This is a genomic window from Deinococcus marmoris, from assembly GCF_001949125.1.
Taxonomy (GTDB): Bacteria; Deinococcota; Deinococci; order Deinococcales; family Deinococcaceae; genus Deinococcus; species Deinococcus marmoris_A.
Genome location: NZ_MSTI01000005.1, coordinates 55,157 through 75,463, shown reverse-complemented (window position 1 = coordinate 75,463; position 20,307 = coordinate 55,157). Strand labels below are relative to the sequence as shown.

General features: G+C 67.4%; 15 protein-coding genes and 1 pseudogene. 8 read left to right on the top strand and 8 right to left on the bottom strand.

From position 1 onward, the window contains the following. Nucleotides 1–285 (top strand): annotated as a pseudogene (locus BOO71_RS28200) (transposase); the annotation flags it as partial. A gap of 38 nt (nucleotides 286–323) precedes the next feature. Continuing rightward, the gene (locus tag BOO71_RS00605) at nucleotides 324–710 is read left to right on the top strand and encodes a zinc-binding dehydrogenase (protein ID WP_075830055.1); all 387 of its coding nucleotides are present in this window, start codon (nucleotides 324–326) and stop codon (nucleotides 708–710) included. Between the two features lie 19 nt (nucleotides 711–729). On the opposite strand, the gene BOO71_RS00600 is transcribed toward BOO71_RS00605, so the two are convergent. Beyond that, entirely contained in the window at nucleotides 730–2,040 is a 1,311-nt protein-coding gene (locus tag BOO71_RS00600; RefSeq protein WP_075830054.1) for a hypothetical protein, read from the bottom strand. A gap of 141 nt (nucleotides 2,041–2,181) precedes the next feature. After that, the gene (locus tag BOO71_RS00595) at nucleotides 2,182–3,615 is read right to left on the bottom strand and encodes a phosphoglucomutase/phosphomannomutase family protein (protein ID WP_075830053.1); all 1,434 of its coding nucleotides are present in this window, start codon (nucleotides 3,613–3,615) and stop codon (nucleotides 2,182–2,184) included. Between the two features lie 181 nt (nucleotides 3,616–3,796). Between BOO71_RS00595 and BOO71_RS00590 the strand changes: the two genes are divergently transcribed. Both BOO71_RS00590 and BOO71_RS00585 read left to right on the top strand, forming a co-directional pair. Next, a complete protein-coding gene (locus tag BOO71_RS00590; RefSeq protein WP_075830052.1) occupies nucleotides 3,797–5,389 on the top strand; it encodes an ABC transporter substrate-binding protein in 1,593 nt (530 codons plus the stop codon). A 223-nt stretch (nucleotides 5,390–5,612) separates the two neighbouring features. Beyond that, nucleotides 5,613–6,806 (top strand): M20 family metallopeptidase, encoded by a 1,194-nt coding sequence (locus tag BOO71_RS00585; protein ID WP_075830051.1) that lies wholly within the window; start codon nucleotides 5,613–5,615, stop codon nucleotides 6,804–6,806. A gap of 66 nt (nucleotides 6,807–6,872) precedes the next feature. Here BOO71_RS00585 and mutL read toward each other — a convergent pair whose 3' ends face one another. From mutL to BOO71_RS00570, 3 genes are all read right to left on the bottom strand, one after another. Next, on the bottom strand, nucleotides 6,873–8,546 hold the full coding sequence (gene mutL / locus BOO71_RS00580) for a DNA mismatch repair endonuclease MutL (RefSeq protein WP_075830050.1): 1,674 nt from the start codon (nucleotides 8,544–8,546) through the stop codon (nucleotides 6,873–6,875). Between the two features lie 61 nt (nucleotides 8,547–8,607). Further along, nucleotides 8,608–9,753: a [LysW]-lysine hydrolase gene (locus tag BOO71_RS00575; RefSeq protein ID WP_075830062.1), complete on the bottom strand. Its 1,146-nt coding sequence runs from the start codon at nucleotides 9,751–9,753 to the stop codon at nucleotides 8,608–8,610. Continuing rightward, nucleotides 9,743–11,161, bottom strand: a complete 1,419-nt coding sequence (locus BOO71_RS00570; RefSeq protein ID WP_075830049.1) for a hypothetical protein — start codon at nucleotides 11,159–11,161, stop codon at nucleotides 9,743–9,745. The genes BOO71_RS00575 and BOO71_RS00570 overlap by 11 nt, the downstream gene beginning before the upstream one ends. Nucleotides 11,162–11,424: 263 nt before the next feature. On the opposite strand from BOO71_RS00570, the gene BOO71_RS00565 reads away from it, so the two are divergent. Then, nucleotides 11,425–11,715, top strand: a complete 291-nt coding sequence (locus BOO71_RS00565) for a hypothetical protein (protein WP_075830048.1) — start codon at nucleotides 11,425–11,427, stop codon at nucleotides 11,713–11,715. Nucleotides 11,716–11,820: 105 nt separating this feature from the next. Beyond that, a complete protein-coding gene (locus BOO71_RS00560) occupies nucleotides 11,821–12,165 on the top strand; it encodes a hypothetical protein (protein ID WP_075830047.1) in 345 nt (114 codons plus the stop codon). Between the two features lie 58 nt (nucleotides 12,166–12,223). Here BOO71_RS00560 and BOO71_RS00555 read toward each other — a convergent pair whose 3' ends face one another. The 3 genes from BOO71_RS00555 to BOO71_RS00545 all read right to left on the bottom strand — a co-directional run bounded on the left by BOO71_RS00555 (nucleotide 12,224) and on the right by BOO71_RS00545 (nucleotide 15,555). Further along, nucleotides 12,224–13,723: a YifB family Mg chelatase-like AAA ATPase gene (locus BOO71_RS00555; RefSeq protein ID WP_075830046.1), complete on the bottom strand. Its 1,500-nt coding sequence runs from the start codon at nucleotides 13,721–13,723 to the stop codon at nucleotides 12,224–12,226. Between the two features lie 117 nt (nucleotides 13,724–13,840). Further along, nucleotides 13,841–14,215: a Sec-independent protein translocase subunit TatA/TatB gene (locus tag BOO71_RS29000; RefSeq protein WP_075830045.1), complete on the bottom strand. Its 375-nt coding sequence runs from the start codon at nucleotides 14,213–14,215 to the stop codon at nucleotides 13,841–13,843. 116 nt (nucleotides 14,216–14,331) lie between these two features. Next, nucleotides 14,332–15,555 (bottom strand): FAD-dependent oxidoreductase, encoded by a 1,224-nt coding sequence (locus BOO71_RS00545; protein ID WP_075830044.1) that lies wholly within the window; start codon nucleotides 15,553–15,555, stop codon nucleotides 14,332–14,334. A gap of 100 nt (nucleotides 15,556–15,655) precedes the next feature. Between BOO71_RS00545 and BOO71_RS00540 the strand changes: the two genes are divergently transcribed. After that, nucleotides 15,656–17,419 (top strand): SpoIID/LytB domain-containing protein, encoded by a 1,764-nt coding sequence (locus tag BOO71_RS00540; protein WP_083652811.1) that lies wholly within the window; start codon nucleotides 15,656–15,658, stop codon nucleotides 17,417–17,419. Nucleotides 17,420–17,433: 14 nt separating this feature from the next. Beyond that, entirely contained in the window at nucleotides 17,434–20,286 is a 2,853-nt protein-coding gene (locus BOO71_RS00535) for a hypothetical protein (RefSeq protein ID WP_254842973.1), read from the top strand. The last annotated feature ends 21 nt before the right edge of the window (nucleotides 20,287–20,307 follow it).

Sequence of the window (20,307 nt, the reverse complement as noted above, 5' to 3'; positions counted from 1 at the left end):
CTCGCCCGTGCGCTCCTCGACGAAGGCGAGGGAGCTTTGGTGCTGGGAGACCGTGGGTATCAGGGCTGCGGCGTGTACGCGCAGCCCAAATCGAATACGAAACATCCTCGGCCCTGGTGGGGTGCGATGGTGGGCGTCAGAAAGATTGTCGAAACCGTTTTTTCTCGGCTAGACCGATCTTTTCACCTGATGCTTCCCCAGCTCAATTCATTCAGGTCGGTCCGCGCCCACGTCTGCCGGAAGATTGCGGCTCATAATTTGGCACTGTTTTTCGGTGGCCTCTAACCCCTAGCACCCGAAGTTCTAAGGGAAACCACGCTCACATGCGAGCGCTGGGCCTGGAATACGCCGTCGATTACCACGATGCCGCCTGGCCCTCTGCGGTGCGGGCCTGGGCCGGGGTGGACGCCGCGCTGGCGATCCAGCCCGGCACCGGGATCGCCATTCAGCCGGTGATCCGCGACGGCGGCAGGCTGATCACGGTCTCGGGAGACAGCACCCAGGTGATTGCCGAGCGGCAGATCACGGTGCAGCAGATCAGCCACAGCCCATCCACCCAGCGCAGGGTTGCCGAACTGGTGGAAGAAATAGCGAGCGGCAGCGTCCAACTGGTGATCGAGAACGAATACCCATTTGCCGCCGCGCTGGAGGCCTTGAAGAAGACCGAGACCCGGCATGCCAGGGGGAAATCTGTGGTGGTGCTGGGCTAGCGCGCAGAGGCCATGCGCCCTATTTGCTCTTCCACCAGCCGGTCCGGCCCATGAACAGCCAGTCCACGCTCCCCTCCCCCTTGATCTGCCGCGCTGCCGGAGTAAACACCTCGGTGTAGGTCAGGCCGCTCTGTTTGCCGCCGCCGTCGGGCGAAAGAGTCAGGGTGTAGGAGGCCGGATCGTAGGCCCATTTGCCGCCCGTCGCCTTCTTGCCTCCCGAACCCGCCGTGACATTGGAACTGATCACGGAGGTATAGCTGTCGCTGCGGTCCTCGTACCGTCCATTGGGCAACAACTTCACGTCCAAATTGCCACTGGAATTCACCGCCGTATCGCCCATCCCGGAGGTGCTGGCGTACTTGGTGCTAAAGGTGCCGATCACGTCCTTGGCGCTCAGTGCGGGGATTTCCGTGTAAGTCCGGTTGCCCTGTCGGATGCGGGCCTGGGCAACTTTTTCGATCTTGTACAGCGTGGTCTTACCGTTCGGCAAAGTGACCTGATAGCCGCCGCCCACGCTTTTCCAACGGGCGGGCAATTCGCCGTCGCCAACGGCCCGCCAATCTGGGCCACGGAGATCATCCCGCGCGTCTTCCAGAAAGAGACCGCCGGGCAAGAAGGCCAGACTGCCGGTGTTGTTAAACGCCTGAAGCTGCATGCCGCTGGGCGTGTAGACGTTCCTGACGCCAGATTCGGACCAGGTGTACAGCTTGACCTTCTCGCCGCGCGCGTACCCGTTCTTGAGGGCCTGGGCCGCCTGGGTAAACGCAGCGGTGCGGGCCGTCAGATCCTTCTTGATGGCCGCCGGATTCAGCTTGACCGAATTGACCAGACCCAGCACGGTCTTGGTGTTGTCTCCCAGTTGTCCCCGGCTCAGGCCATACTGTTCGATTGGAACGGTCACGCCGCCCTGCTCCAGCAGCAGGAACAGGGAAGAGTCCGGGCTGCCGTCATCGGGACTGTCTCCCCGGTCCAGCAGGTAAAAATACGCCGTGACGGCACCGTCCTTGACCACGGCTTCTGTAAAGGCATTCTCGATAACCTTGACGGTTTCGCCCTGACTACTTTTCATCCAGGCCAGCAATGTTTTGAGGGTCTGTGGGGCGCTGCCGATCACAGCCTCATGCACGCGCAGCAGCGGGTATTGATCGTCTTTGCCCTCGTACACCACGCAGCGGCTGGGGCAGTCGTGGTCACTGTCCGACAGTTTCATTCCGGCAGGGTCTGTCCAGGTCACGCCCGCATACCGGGGCGTGACGGCCTGCGCTGTAGCAGGCAACAGCAGCGCCGCAAGCAGCAGCGGGCAGGTGGTCCGGCGATTCAGAAATAGCATGGATTGTCCTCCTGGCATGGCGCGGAGTGGGAGGGTGGGCCGTCCAGTGACGGCGGCTGTACCCCCTTTTCTACTTCCATGACCATGAGAAAGCAACCGGAAGACTCAAGGTCCGTCGGATGGTCAGGTTATGGGAGGGACTCAGCCGGGTTGATGGCCCGGATCGTACCTGTACACGCGCCGGGTGGCCTCGTCCAGAATGGCGCGCAGGTCCTCGTCGCTTTGGGCTTCCACGTACACGCGCACCACCGGCTCGGTGCCGGAAGCGCGGAACATGGCCGAGGCTCCGCCCACCAGCGTCAGCTTCACGCCGTCGCGGGTATTGACGCCCTCCACGGCATGGCCCGCCACTTCTTCAAAGTTCTGGGCAGCGGCCAGCAGCGCGGCCTTGTCGAACTGATCGCTCAGGTGCAGATCGGCGCGGTCATAGTGATGCCGGAAGCCCACTTCCTTCTCGATATCGGCGAACAGTTCGGGCAGACTCATGCCGCTGGCCGCCATCGCCTCGATCATCAGCAGGCTGTTCAGCAGGCCGTCGCGCTCCGGGATGTGTCCGCGCGAGGACAGGCCGCCGGATTCCTCGCCGCCGATCAGCACGGCCCGGCTCTCGTCGTCCTGCCCCTCCAGAAAGGCGTCGGTGATGTATTTGAAGCCCACCGGGGTTTCCAGCACTTCCAGCCCCAGCTTCTGCGCCAGCAACTCGATCACGCGGCTGCCCGACACCGTTTTGACCACGCGCCCGCGCAGGCCACGCACGCGGTACAGGTGAGCGGTCAGCACGGCGAAGATTTGATGGCTGTTGAAGAAGTGCCCACCCGCCGTGACCGCACCTACCCGGTCTGCATCGCCATCGGTCACCACGCCCAGCGTCTGCCCGGATTCCCCTGCCAGCAGCGCCATCAACTCACCCAGACTCTGCGGCACGGGTTCGGGGTTGACGCCGTGGAACAGCGGATCGGGACGTCCGTGCAGCTCAGTCAAATCCAGATTCAGACCCGCATGTTCGGCGTACCCGGTCAGCCAGCCGCAGGCCGCGCCGCCCATCGGATCGTGAATGACGCGGCCCCGGTAGGCGCGCAGCAGGTCCAGATCGAGTTGCCGGTCCAGTTGCTCGTAGTACGCCTGCCGGATGTCCAGGGGCCGAATTGTGCCGCGCGTGCCGCTGTAGGCTTCAGGCGCGTTCAGGGCAGCTTCCACCTGGGCCACGATGGCCGGGGTGGCGCTGCCGCCGTAGCTGCCCTTGAGTTTGTAGCCGCTATAGGCAGGCGGGTTGTGGCTGGCCGTGACCATCACGCCACCTGCCGCGCCGTGGTGAACGGCGGCGAAGGACAGGGCCGGGGTGGGCAGGTACTCGGCAGCCAGCCACACGTCCAGCCCCTGCCCGGCCATTGTCTCGGCCACCACGCGGGCAAAACCAGCGCCCTGGAAGCGGGTGTCGAAGCCCACCACCACCGATTGGCCCTGTGATTGACGCAGCACCTGGGCGTGGGCACACGCCACACGCTGCACGTTGTCGTAGGTAAATTCATCGGCGATGATGTCGCGCCAGCCGTCCGTTCCGAATTTGATGGGCATGCAGGGTTCTCCGGCCCACAGGGTAGCAAGAAGAGCCTGACAGCACTCCAGCAAGGCCGTGGCAGACACGCGGTCTGGGCAACGGGTTTGACTTTATCCGCCGCAGTCCCTAGCCTCACAGCAGCTTCGACAATCCAGCCCGATCACGCCTTTCCCCTTTTTCCAGTTTCAGGAGGCTCATATGCGGCGTACCCTCTTTCTTTCCCTGGCCCTGCTCGGCGCGGCGTCTCTCGGCACTTCGGCAGGCGCGGCCACCCTGGTCTACGGCGCGGGCGGCGAACCCGTCTCACTGGATTCCGGCACCATCACCGACGGCAACTCGGCGACCCCGCAGATGATGGTCTACGACGGGCTGGTGCGTTTCAAGAACGGAACCAGCGACATCTCGCCCAGTCTGGCCCTCAAGTGGACCTCCAACGCCGATTCCACCGAGTGGACCTTTTACCTGCGGCCTGGCGTCAAGTTCACCGACGGCACGCCGTTCAACGCAGACGCCGTGGTGTACAACGTCAACCGCTGGTGGGACCCCGCTGCCCCCGGCGGCGCGAAGGAGCAGAGCAAGTCCTTTACCTCCTGGCAGTTCATCTTCGGCGGCTTCAAGGGCGACGCCGGGACCATCCTGAAAAGCGTGCGGGCAGACGGACCCAGCAAGGTCATCTTCACCATGACGCGCGGCTACGCGCAACTGCCCGAAACGCTGGCCACCAGTTTCTTTGGCATCGCCAGCCCGGCGGCCATCAAGAAAGCGGGCGCGAAGTACGGCACGCCCGCCGGGCTGCCCGTGGGAACGGGGCCGTTCATCATGCAGGACTGGAAGACCGGGGACCGTATTAACCTGATTCCCAACAAGGCGTACTGGGGCACCAAGGCCAAATATGACGCGCTGGTGCTGCGCTTCCTGAAAGACACCAGCGCCCGCCTGAACGAGCTGAAAGCCGGGACCATCGACTTCACCACCGACCTGAACCCCGAACAGTTGGGCGCGGTCAAGGCCGACAAGAACCTGACGGCGGTGCTGGTGCCGTCCTTCAACGTGGGGATGCTCAGCCTGAATCTGGGCAACAAGTACCTCAAGAACGACAAGGTGCGGCAGGCCATTTCTATGGCGATCAACAAGAAGGCCATCGTGGACGCCTTCTGGGGAGACCTGGGCGTGAGCGACGCCAGCTTCCTGCCGCCAGCGCTGAAGTGGGCCAACAGCCCGACTGTGCCTGCCGACTACAAATTTGACCCAGCCGCCGCCAAGAAGATGCTGGCCGACGCGGGCTACCCCAACGGCTTTGCCGTTGACCTGTGGTACATGCCCGTCTCCCGCCCATACTTCCCCACGCCCAAGCCCATTGCCGAGGCGATGGCCGCCGATCTGGGGGCGATTGGCATCAAGGTGACCCTCAAGACCGAGGACTGGGCCAAGTACCTGGATGACCGCAACAAGTCCCCCGGCTTCGACATGTACATGATCGGCTGGACCGGGCCGTACGCCAGCCCGTACAACTTTTACAACACGTATTACGGCGAGGAAGCCACCGCCGACAACAATTACGGCAGCCAGAAGATCTTTGACCAGTTGCGCGTGGCCGCCGCCGCCAGCTCCCGCGCGGCGCAGGCCAAAGCGTACGCCCAGATCCACCAGATCACCTACGACGCCAACGTGCGCCTGCCCATCGTGCATTCACGCCCGCTGGCGGCCATCCGCACCTATGTCAAGGGCTGGCAGCCGGGGCCTTCGAGTCTGCTGCCCTTCGAGGACATCACGATTGACGGCAAGAAGTAATACGGCCTCCGATTGAAAGGTGTCGAAGACATCTGGAAATCCGAACGGAGTGAGCAGGAGAAAAACGGGTTCCGGGCGTGGAGTGCAGGAATCGGCGCCGTCCCGATTCCTGCACGAAACAGACGGAATCCGTATAAGTTTTCGTAGCCAGCGTGACGGAGGTGACCGGGCAAAGCGATTCGGGTCACCCTCCCGCCTTTTCAAATCCCACAGAGGTATTCCCATGACCCAGAGCATCCGTCAGCCCACACAGGCCAGCATCGAGGACTATGCATTGCAGCAGCAGGTAATCCAGTGGCGTCGCTACCTGCACGAGAACCCGGAACTGTCGTTTCACGAGAACGAGACTGCCGATTTCGTGGAAGGCCAGCTCAGTAAACTGCCCAACCTGACGGTCACGCGGCCCACGCCCACCAGCGTGCTGGCGACCCTGAAGGGCGAGGCCGGGCCGGGGCGCACGGTCCTGCTGCGCGCCGATATGGACGCATTGCCCATCACCGAGGAAACCGGGCTGCCCTTTGCCAGCAAGCGCGAGGGCGTGATGCACGCCTGCGGTCATGACGCGCACACGGCCATGCTGCTGGGCGCGGCCAAAGTGCTGTCGGGGCAGCCGGAGAAGCTCTGCGGCGAGGTCCGCTTCATCTTCCAGCACGCCGAGGAGCATTTTCCTGGCGGCGCGCAGCAGATCGTGGACAGCGGCGCACTGGCCGGGGTGGACGTGGTGATGGGCGAACACGTCATGAGTCCTATTCCTGCCGGGGTGATCATGCTGCGCGAGGGGCCGCTGATGGCGTCGCCGGACGGCTTCGATATCGTGATTCAGGGCAAGGGCGGGCACGGCGCGCAGCCGCACCAGACGGTGGACCCGGTGGTGATCGCCGCGCAGATCGTGCTGGCCTTTCAGAGCGTGATCTCACGCCAGCTCGATCCGATTGTGCCCGCCGTCCTGAGCGTCACGCAGATTCACTCCGGCACCGCCCACAACATCATTCCCGACACGGCCACCCTGAACGGCACGGTGCGGACCTTTGACCCCGAACTGCGCAAGCTGATGCCACAGCGCATGGAAAAGATCGTGCAGGGCATCACCGAGGCGTTCGGGGCCACCTACACCTTCAGCTACCAGAACGGCTACCGCGCCACCATCAACGACGCGGCCACCACCGCGATTCTGCGCGAGGTGGCCCAGGAAACGTTCGGCGACACGGTGACGGTCACCGAGGGCCAGCCCCTGATGGGCAGCGAGGATTTCAGCGCCTACATGACGGTGGCCCCCGGAACCTTCGTGCTGATCGGCGCGGGCGGCCCGGATTATGCCCCGCACCACCACCCCAGATTCGACATCGACGAACGCGCGCTGGACCACGGCACGCGGATGTATATCGGCGCGGCCCGGCGGCTGACGCAGCCGCTTTAAGGTCAGGGGAGAGGGAGAAGGGGCGCGTGAATTTTCACTGCGCCCCTTCTCTTCTGGCTCGTTTGCTCAACTGCGCTGGGTTTCTTTTGGGACCACCTTTCTATCGGCGTCCCGTCCCCGTGCCACGTCCCGCACTCCCCGCCGCCCGAAGGCGTGCGCCAGATCGCGCTCCGAGAGACGCAACGTGGTGGGGCGTCCGTGGGGGCAGGCCCAGGGGTGTTCGCAGTCGGCCAGGGCAGCCAGCACCAGTTCGCCTCGCCCGTGATCCAGCATTCCGGCCTTGAGGGCAGGCGCACACGCCAGATTTGCCAGCACGTCGCGGCGCGGATCGGGGCCACCCCCCAGCGCGCCCTCCACGATCTGCTCGTGCAATCTGGGAATGTGCAGGGCGGCCAGCACGGCGGGCAGGGTCCGTAACCGCGCCAGACCCGCGCCGAAGTCCTCGATTTCCAGACCCCAGCCGCGCAATTCCTCGTGGCGCTCATTCAGGACGGCCCGTTGCTGGGCGCTCAGGTGCAGCAGCTCCGGCTCGGGCAGTTCCACGGGCGGGGCGGTCAGGAGTTCACGCGTGAGCCGCTCGTACAGCGCGCGTTCGTGGGCGGCGTGGGCGTCCACCACCCACAGGTCACCCTCACCCTGGGCCAGCAAGTACAGCTCCTGATAGATGCCCACCAGCGTCAGTTCGGGGAAAGAGCCGTTTCGCGGCGATTCGGAAGGTTCGGGTGGGGCGATCAGGGCAGGCGCGGCGCGGGCCAGCGGGTGCTGTGCCAGGGCTGCCGCCACCGCTTCCCGCACCCGCGCGGCCACGCCGCCCAGATCGGCCAGGGCCACCACCTGCTTGGCGGGGTGGACATTGGGATTGTGGTCCCCCGGCGCAACGGTGATGTCCAGCACGCAAAGCGGCGCAGCTCCGGCGGGCAGCAACTCGGCATACCCGTCGATCACCGCCTTTTCCAGCTCCGGCGGCGCGAGGATGGGCCGCCCGTTGACGCTGAAGTGCATCCGGTCCCGCCGAACGCGGGTTAATTCCGGGCGCGAGACGACGCCCAGCACACCCACCCCGTCTCCAGCCGATTCCACCTTCAGGACCCGGTTGGCATTCAGCGGGCCGTACACGCTCGCCACCGCGCCCCGGTGATCGGCAGGGGCGTGGGTGAGTTTGGGATCGCCGTCCACGCTCAAGCGCCAGTGCAGGCCCGGATGATGCAGCACGTAACGGCCCACCAGCGCGGTAATCTCGCGCACTTCGGCGGCTGGGGTGGCCTGGGTCCGCAGGCGGGCAGGCAGGCGGGAAAAGAGGCCGCGCACCATGACCGTGGTGCCTGCCGGGGCAGCGGCACGGCCCACCCGCACGTCCTCGCCCTGCGCCCAGACCTCCGAGGCCCCCACCTGACCCGCCGGGCGGGTGATCAGGTGCAGCTCTCCGGCCTGTGCCGCCGCCCACAGCGCCTCGCCCCGGAAGCCCAGGGTGGTCACGCGTTCCACCGCCCCGGCCACGGGTTCCAGTTTGCTGGTGGCGTGGCGCACCGCCGCCAGTTCCACGCTGTCCGCGCCGATGCCGCCCCCGTTGTCACGCACGCGCACGAGCGAGAGGCCGCCGCCCTCCAGCTCGATCTCAATGCGGCTGGCCCCGGCGTCCAGCGCGTTGTCCACCAGTTCGCGCACCACGTCCAGCGGGCGCGACACCACCTCGCCCGCCGCGATCAGCCGGGCGACTTCGGGGGGCAGGACGCGGATCATAGGGGCAAGCGTAGCGCACGCCCCGGAGGGCCATTGCGGCGCATTTCGCGCTTGCCCGTCCTTATTGCTGTAACTGACTCTTCTGCGAAACCGAGGCCGCCAGCCGCGTGAGCGCGTCGGTCAGGATCAGCACGGCGCGGTCATATTCGGCCAGATCCAGCCGTTCGTCGGGGGTGTGGTCCAGCGCGCTGTCGCCGGGGCCGTAGGCCAGCGTGGGCACCGGCCAGTGGGCGGCCACCACGTTCATGTCGCTGGTGCCCGTCTTGACCTTGAAGACCGGGGTGCCGCCGTGGGCACGGATAGCCACACGCATGGCACGGGTCAGGGCATTGTCCTTCGGGTAGCGCACGGCGGTTTCATGGCCGACAAAGGTCACGGATACGCTGGCAAGATCGCCCAGCAGCTCCAGAATCTGCCCCTGCGCGTCCTGCGGCGGGAGGCGCGGCGGCAGACGCAGGCCGAACGTCGCCTCGGCCCGCTGGGTCAGACCGTCGCCCGCTGAGCCGATGCCCTGGATGGTGGCCTGCACGGAGTCGAAGATGCCCACGCCCCCGGCACCCTGATCACTGGCGCTGGCTGCGGCCCAGGCACGCACACGAAACCACGCCTCGGTCAGATCGTCGGCGGCGCTGCTGCCCTCTCCCGCCGTGTGGAAGTTGTCCTTTTCGGCGCGGACCTGCGCCACCAGCCGACCCTTGTAGCCCAGCGTCAGACCTTCCCAGCCGCTGGGTTCGCCGATCAGCACGGCGTCGGGGTGCAGCACCTCCCGGATATGCCGCGCGCCCCGGCTGCTGGGGGCCTCTTCCTCGGTTGCGCCGATCACCACAAAACGGACGTGGTCCAGGGCCTGCGGAGGCAGCGCCGCCACCGCCGCCATGAAGGTACACAGCGAACCCTTGGCGTCCACGCTGCCGCGTCCATGCAGCACGCCGTCACCGTCCACCCGCACCGGAATGTCACCCGGCACGGTGTCCATGTGGCCCAGCAAGGCCACGGTAAAGGGACCGTTGCCGCGCGCTCCCACGGCATTGCCCGCCCCGTCCACCTGGGCCGCGAAGCCGCGCGCTTCCATCCAGTCGCGCAGAAATCCGGCCACCTGTGCTTCCTGCCCGGACAGGGACGGGGTGGAGACGGCCCCGATCAGCAGTTCGCGGGCGTCGCGCTGGGCGTCGGTATGGGGTCCGGTGCTGTGGGTCTCAGCCGTCATGCCCGCCGTCATGGGCAGTGGTCCGCGCCGGGCCAGGCACGCGGGCCATCAGCGCCAGCAGGGCCGACAGTTCGCCCAGCGCCAGCAGCGCGATAGCGCCCACGCCGCCCGACAGCAGGGTCCAGATTCCGGCCAGCGCCTGATCGCCCGTGAACTGGAAGAAGGCCAGCGCCAGCGCGCCCACGAACAGCACCGCGCCCAGCAGTTTCAGCCGCCCGGCCAGACCTTCCACGGTGCCCGCCTGCCGCGCCAGCGCCGTGGCTGCCGCCACCTTCGACAGGGCGGTCACGGGCGGCGCAGCGGTGGGCATGGGATCAGGAACGGCCTGGAGTTCAGGCTTCGGGCTGTCGGGGGCAGTGTTGCCGGGAACCGCCACGGCGCTGCGCGGAATGGGACGGTTGGGCAGCTCGATTCTGGAGGCGGCCTGGTCTGCTGGAATGTCAGAGAGAGGCGCTGCGGTCTGGCCCTTGCGGAGTTCTGGTTTGGACAGCTCGGCTTGAGGTGCGGCAGCTTTGGATACATCGACTTTGGATGTATCGGATTTGACCGTATCGGACTTGGTAGCGTCAGACCTGACAGCTTCGGCTTTCGCTGCAACCACTGCACCCAGCCCCGGCTTGCTGACATTCGGCGAGAAGCTCGACGACGAGATGACCACTGGATTCTCGGCGCTGCCGCCAGTCTTCGTGGATTCGGAGGACGCAGTTGGAGAAAGCTTCGGCGTGGCCGCGTCAGCCATCACGGGGCTGGCGTTCACAGCAGACCCGGCAGCCGCTGGAGTCTGGGTCTTGCCGTCCTCTGGAGCCTTGCCCTGCTCGGGCGCTGCACCCTGCATGTCGGGGGAAGAACTGGCCGGGGCGCTGGCCCTCGCGGACTCCCCGGTCTGGGGGCCTGTATCTGGAATGCCGGAAATTGCGGGCATCCCGGCCAGTTCTGGAACCGTGGCGTCTGGAATGGTGGCTGCGGAATCAGTGTGCGCCTGGGAGTTCTGGGCCTTGGCCTCACCATCTGCCACTGCCCCGCCTGCCACTGCGGGCGCAGACCCGAAAGTCTTGGCCCCGCCTGGGGTGGGCGTGGGCGAATCCGGCAGGTCCTTAGCACGGGCGGTGGCGCTGCGCACGCCCTTGAAGAAAGTCTGGACCTGGGCCACGTCGAAGCCCAGCAGGCTGGCGGTCAGGGCGGTTCCGGCAGGGGTTTCCACCCGCAGCAGCCCGGCCTGATCGCTGTGGATGCGGGTCAGGTCGCGCAGGGTCACGCGCCGCGTGCCGCCGCCGTCCTGGTAGATCAGCAGGTCGCCCGTCAGGACGAACAGCGCGTCCTCACGCTCCAGCGACATCAGGGGCACGTCGGTGATTCCACTGGTTTTCAGGGCCGTCTGGGCACGTTCACTCTGGGCACTCTGGGTCATGTTCTCTCCTCGGGGGTGGGGCGGTGGGTCCGGGCTGAACCGCCCTGTTTTGCAGGTTCTCGGCTATGTACTTGGCGCTCAGCATACCGACTCGGCGTGCCTGCCGTGGGCCGTGCACTCCCGACACCCCGGCCAGCAGGGCGGCGGGACTTCTGCGAAATCAGGAACGTCTGCGGAAGTGGGGCAGATGAGGAACAGGCAGATGAAGAACAGGCCACCTCCCACCTCACCCACGGCGCTGGCCCGGCCCACAGACTGGCCGCATGACCGATTCCCCGGACCGCTACGGCAGCAAACCCCTGGGCAAAAGCGTCGAGGCCATCGAGGGCGAGGAGGGCAACCGCGTCAACTCCCCGGTGCCGGGCGAACAGATTCGCCAGGACGAGGAAACGGTGGCCGTGATTCCCGCTGTCTCCAACAGCAACACCAGCACCAATCCCGGTGTGGTCAGCCCGGACACCCTGCTGACCGACAGCGTGATGGTGGAGGAACGCCGTGACCGGGCGCAGGCCGGCCCCGACGCCGGGCAGAGCAGCGAAAACAGCGAGAGCTGAGCGGGACTGCCAAGCGGCAGGAAAACGGGCGGCAGAAAAACCAGCATAAGGAAAGGTGCAGGCCCGCTTCACCCGGATGTTCCTGCGCTCAACCAGACTGCGGGCATGACGGATAACCGATACGGCGACAAACCGCTGGGCAAGAGCGTCGAGGAAGTCGAGAGCGAGGAAGGCAACCGTGTCAACTCCCCGGTGCCGGGCGAGGCCAGACGTGATCTGGCAGACGAGGCCGACTTTATCCCCGTCATCGTGAGCGGCGGAACAGGCGGCTCGGCTGGCTTTCCCGCCGTGATCAATCCTGAAGCCCTGATCGAGGAGGGCAGTGGTCCGGTGGACCCCACCGACGAAACCCGCGCAGGCGACGCTGGGCGCGGCGGCTTCGGACTGGCCGACGAGGATGACGTGAACGCGCCCATGCCGGACCGGGACCGGGGCACCAGCGAGAGCTGAGCGCTCTGTGTTGAAGCGCTCCGGGAGTTACAGCGCTCCGGGTTAGGCCGAAGGTCCATCAGGTCAGCTCGCGTGGCCTGTAGGTGACTGCCTCGGCCAGATGGGTCTCGCGCACGTCCGCTTCGCCGCCCAGGTCCGCCACCGTGCGGGCCACGCGCAGCACGCGGTCAAAGCCGCGCCCGGTCAGGCCCAGTTGCCGCGCCGCCGCACGGATGAAGTTTTCCGGGCCGGGGGCCAGCGGGGCAAACTTTCGCAGCGCCTGTCCGGCCAGATCGGCGTTACGGATGCCCTGGCGTTCCACCATCCTTGTGCGCGCCGCCGCGATTCGTGCCCGAACTGGGGCCGACGCCTCCGGCTCCGGCGCACGCGTCAGCTCATCTACCGTCAGACGAGGGACGCGACAGACGATATCCAATCGGTCCAGCAGTGGCCCACTGATTCTGGCGGCATAGCGCGTCCGTTCGGAAGACGTGCAGGTGCAGCCCTTTTCGGGGTCCCCGAGGTGTCCGCAGGGGCATGGATTCATGGCCGCGATCAGTTGAAAGCGTGCCGGATACTCCACCGTAGCCCGCGCCCGGCTGATCGTGACCGTGCCGTCTTCCAGCGGCTGGCGCAGGGTTTCCAGGGCCTTGCGGCTGAATTCGGGAAACTCGTCTAAAAATAAGATTCCCCGGTGGGCCAGACTGACCTCGCCAGGGCGCGGAATGCTGCCGCCGCCGATCAATCCCGCATCCGAAACCGTGTGGTGAGGCGCTCGATACGGCGCACCCAGGCTCAGGCCGCCGCGCAGGTTCAGGACGCCCGCCGCCGAGTGGATGCGCGTGACCTCCAGCGCCTCGGCGCGCGTCAGCGGCGGCAGCAGCCCCGGCGCGCGGCGGGCCAGCATGGTCTTGCCACTGCCCGGAGAGCCGACGAGCAGGAGGTTATGCCCCCCCGCCAGCGAGACTTCCAGCGCCCGCCGCGCCGCCGCCTGTCCCTTCAGGTCGGCCAGATCGAGGTGCAGGCCGGAGTCGTCTTCGGCCTCCGGGGCAGGCGTGACTGGGAGTTCGGCACGTCCGCTCAGGTGGGCCACCGCCTCCAGCAATGTCCTTGCGCCGTAGACGGTCAGGCCCTCGATGAGAGCCGCCTCACGCGCGTTGCCTTCCGGCAGCAGGGCGGGCAGCTTCAGCGAGGAGGCCAGCAGGGCCAGATTGACGGCCCCGGCAATGGGCCGCAGGCTGCCGTCCAGCGCCAGTTCTCCCGCACAGAGCAGGCCGTCCAGCGCCCGCGCGGGCAGCAGGTCCTGGGCCGCCAGCACGCCCAGCGCGATAGGGAGGTCATACAGCGGTCCCTCTTTCCGCAGGTCCGCCGGGGCCAGGTTGACCGTGATGCGCGCCGCCGGAAAAGGCAGTCCCGCGTTCCGAATCGCCGCCCGCACCCGCTCTCGCGCCTCACTGACCGCCTGATCGGGCAACCCCACGACGGTGAAGGCGGGCAGACCCGGCGAGACGTCCACCTCGACTTCCACGGCGACGGCGTCCACACCGATCAGGGCCACGCTACGGGCGCGGGCCAGCATCAGGGCTGACCGCCAGAAAAGGAGGAAAACGACACGGCGGTCAGCGTAGCAGAAATGACCGGAGGCCCAGCAAAAAAAGCCGCCCCTGGGGACGGCGAATTCTGGAGGGGGGCAGGCTCAGCCCTGAACGGTTTCCTTCTCTTTGTCCAGATTGACCGCTTCCGTCACAGGTGCAGCGGTCACGGGTTCGGCCAGAACATCGGCGGCGGGGGCGGCAGCCTGGGCTTGCGGCGTCACGGCGGCGGCGCTCACGGGCTGGGCCGATACGGCCTGAGCCGGAACCGAAGCATGGATGGTCTGAATCGGGGCGGCCTGCGCGCCCTTGTCGTTCAGGCCGACATCCAGCTCGTCCTTGAGGCTCTGGGTACTCTTGCGGAACTCGCGCAGGCCCGCGCCCAGGCTCTTGCCCAGCTCGGGGAGTTTGCGGGGGCCAAAGACCACCAGGGCAACCAGTAAAATCACGATCAGTTCTGCGGGGCCGATGTTGGGCATGGGAAGTCTCCTTGTGGGGCGCGTGGGTGCGGAGCAGCGTCTTAGCACGCAGTTTAGCCCCGTATGTTAACGGGGAGTTAGACCCACAGGCACAGTCTGGCCAGGATGAAGAGATGTCAAACCGGCGCATTCTCCCACGGCCTCTCCTCCACCCCGGCCACCGCCGCTGCCAGATCGTAGGTCACCGCCAGCCCCAGCGTGTCGGCGTGCGGGCCGCCCAGCAGCAGGTGAACGCCGTCCGTCAGCGTCTGGTGCAGGGGCAGCCCGTCCGCCCGTCCACCCGGCAAGGCCAGCCACGCGCCGGGAATGTCGCTGATGCTGCGGCCCAGCCCCAGCGCCTCCGTTCCCAGGGGCGGCAGGGCGTCCATCAGGGCCACCAGATCCTCCAGCGTCTCGCGGCGCAGGCCGGTGGGCACGCCAGTCAGGTGACCGCCCGTGGGCACGTAACCGTGCGGATCGCGGTGGTGGACCGCCGGAATCAGGGTGAAGCCGCCGTTCTGCGGGCGCAGGGTCAGGCCAGCGGCGCGCAGGGTGGGTGTGTCGTCGGTGCTGGGGACATTCAGGCGTGGCGTCTGGCGGTAGGCGCGGGCGTGGGTGGTGTGGACGCCCAGATCATGTTCCGCCGCGTGCGGGCCGTCCGCGCCCAGCGCCAGCACCAGCGTTCCAGCGCGCAGGCGGTGGGTTTCGTGGACGACGATCTGGTGGGTGTTGGTCACGCTCAGCCGTTCGATCACAACCTCACCTGCGGATACGGCGTGGGCGCGGGCATTGAGCATCAGGTCCGCGCCCGACTTCACTGCCATCTGCGCGGCGGCCAGGGCCAGCGCGCCGGGGCGGTAGGTGGCGGCTCCGGCGTCGGTGTGCGCGAAGGGCAGGGCGGTCACATCCACCATCGCCAGCGCGTCCGGGTGGGGGGCCAGCGCTTCGGCAGCGGGCGTCCGCTCTGGCCCATCCTCTGCGAACAGTTCGATCAGCGGGCGGGCCTGAAAACTGATGTCGCCAAACGCCGTTTCCAGTTGCTCACGGGTCCAGTCGGCCTCGGCTTTGCGGTTCTCCGGCACGCCCCGCGCGGTCCACACGCCGGGGGCCAGCAGGGTTGCGCCGTCCTCGTTGGGCAGACCACCTTCCTCCAGCAGCAACAGGGAGAGGTGGGGAGCCAGCCCCCGCAGGTAAAAGGCGAAGGCCGATCCCATGCGGCCCGCGCCCAGCACCACCACGTCGTAGGAGCGGGGCGCGAAGGGCTGACCGACGTGCGCCCAGACCTGACCGGAGGTGGTCTGACCCGGAGCAGCCTGACCTGGGGCAGAGGCCGGGGCGGAAGAGGGTGAAACGGTGTTCATACCCGCCATGATGCCGCGCGCTGCGCGCCCCTGAACTGGAGGCTTCTCACACCGTCCTGGCAGGGGCGCACATACAGGGTGTTTATACTCGGCCTCAACGATGCCCAAGTCCTCCCTTCCTCTCCTGACCTCCCGGCTGGCCCAGCGTCAGACGGCCCAGCATGGGCTGCGGCTGCGGCCCGTGCTGCTGGGCGTGGGCGCGACGCTGTCCTTTTGCATCCTGAACTCCTGTGCCCCGGTGTACCGCGCTGCACCTACAGCGGCTGCGCCTGTGCCCGCGCCTAGAGTTACTGCGCCTGCGGTTCCCACTGCGCCCGTGCCTGTGCCGATCAACTCAGCGCCGGTCACTCCCGCGCCTGTTGCTCCAGCGCCCGCCATACCCGCACCCCTCGTGACGGCACCCCGCACTCCCGCACTCCCTCTTCCTGCGCCTGCTCCGGCTGCACCCATCGCGGTTGCACCCCGTGCGCCTGCACCCATCAAACCTCCTGCTCCCAGGGTCCCTGCGCCCTCTGCCCCTGTGCCCACGGTCCCTGCGCCTTCTCCCCCTGCGCCCATCCCCGCTCCTGCGGTCACTGCACCCACCCCAGCCGCGCCCACCGCCGCCGCTCCGATTGCCCCTGTTTTCACGGCTCCTGCTCCTCTGGCTTCCGCCCCCACTGCCGCTGCCCCGGCCACTGCGCTGAATGTGCGGGTGCTGGTGGCCGCCGCCCCGCAGTTGACGGTGCGCGTGACCCAGGACGGTACTGGGCCGGACGCTGGCGCACCGCTGGGGCGTCCAGCACCTCTGTCGCCAGTGGCCCCGTCGCCGGTCACCACCTGGACGGTGGGGGTGTCCGGCGGGCAGCTCACGCTGAACGGGCGGGGGGCGGGCAACCCAGTACTGTATCTGCCGCCCAGCCCCGGCAGCGTGGTGGAGATTGCGGGCAAGCCCTACCGGGGCGGCGTGCTGCTGCGCGTGCAGGACGGCGGCGTGCAGGGAGTGAATGTGGTGGGCATCGAGGATTACTTGCGCGCGGTGGTTCCTGCCGAGATGCCCGCCTCGTGGCCCGCTGCCGCGCTGGCCGCCCAGGCCGTGATCGCGCGGACCTATGTGGCCGCCCGCATCAACCCGGCGGCCCCCTACGACACCTGCGCCACCGAGAGCTGTCAGGTCTACCCCGGACTCAGGGCCGAGAAGGCTGCGACGGACACGGCCATTGCCGTCACTCGCGCGCAGGTGATCGCCTTTTCTGGCAAGCCCGCCAGCACCTACTTCAGCAGCGACTCCGGGGGATTTACCGCCTCCAGCGCGGAGGTCTGGGGCACGGCACTGCCGTACCTGCGGGCACAGGCTGACCCGTATTCGGCGGGAGGACCGCGCGGCGGGTGGCGAATCGAGGCCACGGCGGCGCAGGTGGGAACCGTGGCCACTCGCTACGGCGCACGCGTTGGCAGCCTGAAAGCCGTGACCATCACCCGCCTGAGCAAGTCGGGCAGGCCCGAGGAGATCACCGTCAGCGGGGACGGCGGCACAGCCCGGATCACGGGCGCGAATGCGGGCGGCTTCGTGCGCTCGCTGGGCGCGCCGGGCACGCGGGTTAAACTGAGCGGCCTCAGCGGTGGACAGGGGCCAATGGTCATCTCTGGCAGCGGCGCGGGGCATGGCGTGGGCCTGTCGCAGTACGGCGCGCTGGGGCTGGCGCGGGCCGGGCAGAACCACCTGCATATCCTGGGCTTCTATTACCCCGGCACCAGCCTGAGCATCCTGGCCGACAGGCCGGGAACGGGAGGGGCAGTGCTGGCAAGCAGCTTCCGCCTGCCCTCGGCGCTACCCCTGGTGGCACAGACCCTGGCCCCCCGGTCCAGTGGGGCCGCCCAGTGAGCTTCGGGAGCCGGATGGGACCGGGCAAGGCGCGTCCGCCTTCTAAGAAGAGTCGGCCTGCTGGAAAGAGCAGCCTTCAGAAGCTGGCCCGCAACGCCGTCCTCACCCTGGGTCTGCTGGGAACCGCCGTGCTGGGCGGTGCAGAGGCCCGCACGGTCAAGATCATCTCGGCGGACACGCTGGAACTGCGGCAGGTGGACGGACAGGAACTGGTGGTCATCAGCGGCGCGAACGTGGAACTGCGCGTGGACGACGACGTGGTGAAGGCCAAGCGGGTGGAGTACAACCGCACCCGCCGCACGCTGACCCTGGTGGGCGCGGCCAGTTACCGCAGCGCGAAAGACGGCCAGGACCTCAGTGGCGAGAATCTGGTGGTGGAACTGGGCGACGAGCAGGTCACCGGGCAGGACGTGCTGATCAGCGACGCCGATCTGGAAATCCGGGGACAGGAAGTCGAGCGCATTCCGGGGCAACTGCGCGCCACTGGGGGCTATTTCACCACCTGCGCCAGGTGCGGGCGCACGCCCAACGACTACGCCTTCCGCGCCGAACGCCTGATCGTGTATCCCGGTGACCGGCTGGTGGCCTACCGCGCGCAACTGCTGCTGGCCGACGTGCCGGTACTCTTCCTGCCCGTGATCGTGATTCCGCTGAACGATCCCGAACGCCAGCCCCGGCTGCTGATCGGGCAGGATTCGGTGGACGGCTACACCGTCGAGGCCGATCTGCCGTTCTCGATTGGCGGCAGCACGCTGGGCACCACCCTGCTGCGCTACTACCAGAAACGCAGCCCCAGCGTGGGCGCGGGCGTGGCCCTGCGTTCATACGCGCCACTGCCCTTCGTGGACCGCCTCAACCTGTACACGCTGGCGGACCCCAAACCCCTGAACGCAGATGGAAAGTCCGGCTACGACATCGACATCAACTTCGGCGTGACGGGCCGGGTGCCGCTGTCTCTGGCGGTGCGCGATCTGGACTACCGCCTGAACGTGACCCGCCAGGACATCGGCCTGAGCGAAACCGATCCCAACAAGGGCGTGACGCGGGTGGATTTTGGCGCGAAGGTGGAATACCCACTGTTCTCGTCGGAGTTCTCTTACCTGAACCGCTTCGGGCCGGAGCCGACAGACGGCATCTATTCGCCGTACCGCAAGGCCGAGGTGGTGCTGGACCCCAAGCCCTACACCAACGGAACGTTCAGCGCCGACACGCGCCTGACGGCGGGCAGCTACAGCGCCCAGAGCAACCCGCTGTCGCCCAGTGCCACGGCGCAGGGCAAGAACATCGCCACCACGCGGCTGGAAGAACAGCACGCCCTGGCCTACACCGCCCAGCCGTGGACGAACGCGGATCTGGCGCTGGGCAACACCTTTACCGGGCGCTATTACGGCACCGGGGCCAGGACCGTGGACCTGAACGTCAGCGCCCAGCTCACCCAGCGCTTCAACACCACCAACACCGTGACCTTCGGCGTGGGCTACCTGCGGCGCGAGGGCACCAGCCCCTTTTCCTTCGACGCGGTGAACGGACGCCTGCTGAGCGCCCCGCTGACCCTGAACCTGAGTACCGTGCCCGTCAAGGACGTGAGTTTCGGCGTGCTGCTCCAGCGCGACCTGTTCCTGGCCCCGGACTTGCAGGCCCCCGCCCTCTTCAGCGTCAACGTGAACCGCCTGCCGCTGAGTCTGAGCGCGCAACTGGGCTATCAGCCGTTTACCAAGGAGCTGGAGACCTTCTCATACAACGCGACGGTGGGCGATTCCGGCTCCGGCACGCTGACCCCGGTGGACGCCCAGCCCGCCCGCGAGGCCACCGAGTACGGCCCCGCCGTTCCCGCCCGGCCCGCTTACCTGCGGCGCAGCAGCGCGTGGCCTGCGCCAGACCTGACCCTGAGCGCCTCGGGCAGCTACTCGCGCATCAACGGGTACTCGCCCTTTACATTGCGGGCCACCGTAACCGGGGCCACCCGCGCGGACTCAATCAGCGCTTACGCCACCCACGACATTCAGTTGCCCCAGATCGACGAGGTGGGAGCCACCATCAACGCCTCGGTAGGACGTGACGCGGTCCTCAATCCCATCACTTTCTCGGCCAGCGAGACGCTGTACCCCCCCACCGGGCGCGTCGTGGGCAACGCCAGCCTGACGTGGCGGGCGCGTTACAGGCTATCCACCGCGCATGACCTGCTGCTCAACCGCCCGGTGGACCCCAACCCGGCCCCCGGCAGCTCGCCGAACAGCGGCAACGTGAGCTTCAGCGTCGGCACGGTGAACGGCAGCGCCAACGACTGGCAACTGACCTACGGCGGCCCCTACGATCTGGTGCGCGGTGGCTTCACCCGTCCCGCCGCCACGGGCAGCCTGAGCGTGACCCGGCCCGGGCAGCGGCTGGCACTCTCGGCCACCGTCAACACCCCCGGCCTGGACCAGTTCCGCACCGAGCTGGCCCAGGCGCAACTGGACGCCAACATCCAGTTCGGCAGCCGCGCGGCGCTGTCGGGCAATGTGCAGTATTACCGCAACCGTAGCGGCCTGTACCCCGACGACATCGCCACCGATTACCTGAGCCTCAGTCCCCTGCGGGTCAGCCTGGGGATTGGCCGCAAGGGCGAAGCGCCCGGCGCATATGTCACCGCCAGCCTGCGCCAGACCTTTATCTGGCTCGACGGCGTACCCCAGAATCCCACGCCGCTGTCTCCGGTGATCGGGCTGACCATCGACCGCTGCTGCTGGGCGATCCAGGCCGAGGCCGATCTGGGCCTGCGGCGTTACCGCCTGTCGGTGGGCCTGCCCGGCCAGACCCAGTACCCCCTGTTCGACCTGACGCCGGACGGAGCCAAGGTCCCGCTGCTGAACCCCAGCACGCCCTGAGCGCCGGAGAGAAGTTTCCTC

Coding starts and splice junctions, on each gene's coding strand:
- BOO71_RS00535 (WP_254842973.1), top strand. CDS start 17,434: ATGGGACCGGGCAAGGCGCGTCCGCCTTCTAAGAAGAGTCGGCCTGCT.
- BOO71_RS00605 (WP_075830055.1), top strand. CDS start 324: ATGCGAGCGCTGGGCCTGGAATACGCCGTCGATTACCACGATGCCGCC.
- BOO71_RS00600 (WP_075830054.1), bottom strand. CDS start 2,040: ATGCTATTTCTGAATCGCCGGACCACCTGCCCGCTGCTGCTTGCGGCG.
- BOO71_RS00590 (WP_075830052.1), top strand. CDS start 3,797: ATGCGGCGTACCCTCTTTCTTTCCCTGGCCCTGCTCGGCGCGGCGTCT.
- BOO71_RS00540 (WP_083652811.1), top strand. CDS start 15,656: ATGCCCAAGTCCTCCCTTCCTCTCCTGACCTCCCGGCTGGCCCAGCGT.
- BOO71_RS00560 (WP_075830047.1), top strand. CDS start 11,821: ATGACGGATAACCGATACGGCGACAAACCGCTGGGCAAGAGCGTCGAG.
- BOO71_RS29000 (WP_075830045.1), bottom strand. CDS start 14,215: ATGCCCAACATCGGCCCCGCAGAACTGATCGTGATTTTACTGGTTGCC.
- mutL (WP_075830050.1), bottom strand. CDS start 8,546: ATGATCCGCGTCCTGCCCCCCGAAGTCGCCCGGCTGATCGCGGCGGGC.
- BOO71_RS00565 (WP_075830048.1), top strand. CDS start 11,425: ATGACCGATTCCCCGGACCGCTACGGCAGCAAACCCCTGGGCAAAAGC.
- BOO71_RS00570 (WP_075830049.1), bottom strand. CDS start 11,161: ATGACCCAGAGTGCCCAGAGTGAACGTGCCCAGACGGCCCTGAAAACC.
- BOO71_RS00575 (WP_075830062.1), bottom strand. CDS start 9,753: ATGACGGCTGAGACCCACAGCACCGGACCCCATACCGACGCCCAGCGC.
- BOO71_RS00555 (WP_075830046.1), bottom strand. CDS start 13,723: ATGCTGGCCCGCGCCCGTAGCGTGGCCCTGATCGGTGTGGACGCCGTC.
- BOO71_RS00545 (WP_075830044.1), bottom strand. CDS start 15,555: ATGAACACCGTTTCACCCTCTTCCGCCCCGGCCTCTGCCCCAGGTCAG.
- BOO71_RS00595 (WP_075830053.1), bottom strand. CDS start 3,615: ATGCCCATCAAATTCGGAACGGACGGCTGGCGCGACATCATCGCCGAT.
- BOO71_RS00585 (WP_075830051.1), top strand. CDS start 5,613: ATGACCCAGAGCATCCGTCAGCCCACACAGGCCAGCATCGAGGACTAT.